Origin of the sequence: Paracraurococcus lichenis (genome assembly GCF_030657435.1) — a bacterium.
Taxonomy (GTDB): domain Bacteria; phylum Pseudomonadota; class Alphaproteobacteria; order Acetobacterales; family Acetobacteraceae; genus Paracraurococcus; species Paracraurococcus lichenis.
This window is the reverse complement of the sequence record NZ_JAUTWS010000214.1, coordinates 1-3,406: the sequence shown is the minus strand read 5'-3', so window position 1 is coordinate 3,406 and position 3,406 is coordinate 1. Positions and strand designations below refer to the sequence as shown.

At 61.7% G+C, this 3,406-nt stretch carries 4 protein-coding genes; all 4 read left to right on the top strand.

The annotated features are described in order from the left end of the window. Nucleotides 1-383 (top strand): recombinase family protein (locus Q7A36_RS38895; protein ID WP_305109158.1); only part of this gene is annotated, 383 nt, incomplete at its 5' end. 54 nt (nucleotides 384-437) lie between these two features. Further along, on the top strand, nucleotides 438-1,877 hold the full coding sequence (locus Q7A36_RS38890; protein WP_305109157.1) for a hypothetical protein: 1,440 nt from the start codon (nucleotides 438-440) through the stop codon (nucleotides 1,875-1,877). A 597-nt stretch (nucleotides 1,878-2,474) separates the two neighbouring features. Next, complete coding sequence (locus tag Q7A36_RS38885) at nucleotides 2,475-2,855, top strand: hypothetical protein (protein WP_305109156.1); 381 nt, start codon at nucleotides 2,475-2,477, stop codon at nucleotides 2,853-2,855. 373 nt (nucleotides 2,856-3,228) lie between these two features. Continuing rightward, the coding region (locus Q7A36_RS41975) for a transposase (protein WP_370655799.1) at nucleotides 3,229-3,406 on the top strand (178 nt) is incomplete at its 3' end.

The window sequence follows — 3,406 nt, the reverse complement described above, 5'->3', positions numbered from 1 at the left end:
AATACGTTCTTCGCAACATCGAGCCCGATCGTGCTAGCCTCTCCCATGGACGCCTCCCCTGGTGGTCGCTCAACACCTCCACCTTGGCACATCGATGCCGTCGGGGGGCGTCCACACCATCACACTGGGTTTCGAGCCGAAGCCAAGCTCGGGCGCAGACCATTGACCAGCAAATCGACCGCCTGCGCGCTCATGCCGCGGCGCAGAGCTGGAACTTGGCGCAGGAACAGATCTTTCGCGACGACGGCTACAGCGGCGCCAGTCTCAGGCGTCCCGGCTTGGACCGCTTGCGCGATATGGCTGCGGGCGCTCAGCTGGACCGCATTCTTATCACAGCACCGGACCGACTGGCACGCAACTACGTGCACCAGCAGCAATTCTAAATCGTTGATTCGAAAGTGGGTTTCCCATCGGCCTGAGGTGTGATTCAAACCCGCATGGAGTTGCTCGAGACCCTTTTGCAAGGCCTTCGCTCGGCCTGCGCAGCCTTTCCCGATCAGCGGCGCGGCGAGGTGACCTACAGCATGGCCGATATCGGCCTGTCGGCCTTCTCGCTGTTCTTCATGCAGAGCGAATCCTTCCTCGCCCACCAGCGCGCGCTTGAGGAAGGCCGCAAGATGTCGAATTGCCACAGCCTGTTCGGCATGACCGCCATCCCGACCGACAACCATATCCGCGCCATGCTCGACCCGGTGCATCCCTCCTACCTGCAGCCGGCCTTTGACCAGAGCCTGGACATACTGCGCCAACGCGGTGGGCTGCGCGCCTTCCAACGGCTCGGCGGCCGTGTGCTGATCGCGCTCGACGGTACGGAGTACTTCTGCTCGCACAAGCTCGGCTGTCCGCAATACCTGACCCGCCGGCGCGGCAAGGGCAAGACCGAGAACTATCATGCCATGCTGGCCGCCACGGTCGTGGCGCCCGGTCACGCCATGGCGCTGCCACTGATGCCTGAGTTCATCGCGCCCCAGGACGGGGCGGAGAAGCAGGATTGCGAACGCAATGCCGCCAAGCGCTGGCTGGCCGCCCACGCCAGGCGCCTGATCGATCTACGGCCCGTCGTCCTCGGCGATGACCTGTTCGCGTGCCAGCCGATCGCGGCCGCGATCAGGGCCGCCGGTGGCGACTTCCTCCTCACCGCCAAGCCCACCTCGCACAAGGCTCTCTATGACTTCATGCAAGGCGCCACGCTCGATGAGTACACGCTCACGCAGAAGGCCAAGGGCAAGCGCCTGACCTACCGCTTCCGCTGGTTCGAAGGCGCGCCATTGCGCGACGGCCCGGATGCCATGCTCGCCAACTGGATCGGCATCACCGTCACCGACGCCAAAGGCCAGGTCACCTACAGCAGTGCCTTCGTGACCTCATTGCCGGTCACCCGCGACACCGTCGCCGAGATCGTGGCCTGTGCCAGGGGCGAGGTGGAAGATCGAGAACGAGAGCTTCAACGTCCTCAAATGCAACGGCTACCACCTCGAGCACAACTTCGGCCACGGCAAGCAGAACCTTGCCATGATGTTCGCCGCCATGAACCTGCTCGCCTTCGCGTTCCATACGGTGTGCGACTGCCTCGATCAGCTCTGGACCGCGGCCAGATCCGCCAAACGGGCGCGCACGCGCTTCTTCGAGCACATCCGAACCATCACGGCCTATCTCGTCTTCCCCGATTGGTCGACGCTCATGCAGACCCTGATCGACTCAAAGCCGCCGCCCCATGTCGAGGCTCAACTCGCACGATGATGTCTGTGCTGCGATACGGCCATTTAGAATTGCTGCCTTGGCCCGTACCAGGCGCTTACGGAACACCACATGCCCAGCGGCGTCGGCGCCGTGCGCTTGAAATACGTTCTTCGCGACGTCGAGCCCGATCGTGCTAGCCTCGCCCACGGACGCCTCCCCTGGTGGTTGCTCAACACCTCCACCTTGGCACATCGATGCCGTCGGGGGGCGTCCACACCATCAACGTGGCATAACTGGCCAAAGCCGAGGTTAGGGTCTTGAGGAACGTGAGTAACTACGTCAGGCCGTAATAATGACAAAAAACTTCAGCAATCGCCACGGTCTGCCAGAGTCGTGGGGTGATCAGGAAGATCGTCGAATGTTGCGGCCGTCGCCTCGGCCTCTGGCTCAGCGTCTTCTTGGAGAAGCCACTGTGCGGCCATTTCCCCGAACAGACCAGTCAGGAGCCTTGATTTATCGGAAGCTGGCATCGCGATTTCCGTCTCGCCACCAGGAACATGGTTGACAACGTACATCCATATTGTCGGTTGCGTTGAAGAGAACGATAAAACTATTCGGAACGGTTGTGCCGACAGTGTCCCGTCCACCATTTGCGGAGTCGGTCTTGAGCTTCACTACCAATCTCTCCAAGGCGGTTGCGGTTCTCGATCGGCAACGAGGCACGGTTAGTGCTTGCAACCATATGCGGGTCCACCGAAGCGAGACCCGAGGTGACGCTCGCGCGGAGAGATGCGATGACCAACGCTGAGCAAGACGCACGGGCACTTGCCATTCGTGACCACCTGTTGCCACTGATCCAAGCACATGGCGCTCTGGAGGAAGTCAGCGGAATGGCGGGGCGGGTAGCGAGGTGGAGGGTGGGAGGCTTCATCTGCCTCCTCCGTAGCCCGTTCACGCCCTGGCCGGCCGAGGTACCGATCGCGTCCTATGACCAAGCCATTTCGCGGCAGAGGGCTAAGCGGGTGTTACCCTGGGGACTTGAGGTTTGGAGCGGGCACAAGATGCTCAGCCTGCAATGGGACGACGAAGGTCAGGTGGACGTGACATCCTTCCAGCGCGGGCCGTGGGAGGTTGAAGCGTTGGCGCTCGGTGCTGAACCATCGCCAAGCCGCTGACGCCGCTTGCGGCCAGAGTATCTGAAGTCGATGGGAATGAACAATGATCGCTGATGATCCAGGGCAGTGGTCACCGCACGCTTCGGCATCGCTCACTGAATGGGAGCGATGCATAATTGACGTACTAAGCAAGTACATTCGCTTATCGATTGCGGATGGGCGAAATATTGAAGATCTTCGCCAAGAAATTGTTGTGCGAAGCTCAGAGCCGGCTTCTATGGAGAAGCTGTTTAACTATGCTAGAGGATACGGAGGTGGCTCTTGATGGGATCCGGGGTGATGAGCTGAGGCCCGGGTAGCGTGCCTGGGGCCGGTCTGTGATGATGCGCGACGACGGGACGGCGACCCGGCCCTCCCCAGGAGCGTCGGCATCATGGCTGCACCAGATCTGGTCAACCTCTCGGCGCTGATCGACGACGCCAAGAGCTTTGCCTTGGTGCGCCAGCACCGTTGGCCGGACGGGGTGCACTGCCCTGCCTGCGGCAGCGGTGGCGTGGTGCGAGACGGCTTCGACGAGACCCAGGCGCATCGGCAGCGGTATCGGTGCAAGT

What these genes read in the sequence shown, in the direction of transcription:
- Q7A36_RS38885 (WP_305109156.1), top strand. Translation starts at nt 2,475, where the DNA reads ATGACCAACGCTGAGCAAGACGCACGGGCACTTGCCATTCGTGACCAC.
- Q7A36_RS38890 (WP_305109157.1), top strand. Translation starts at nt 438, where the DNA reads ATGGAGTTGCTCGAGACCCTTTTGCAAGGCCTTCGCTCGGCCTGCGCA.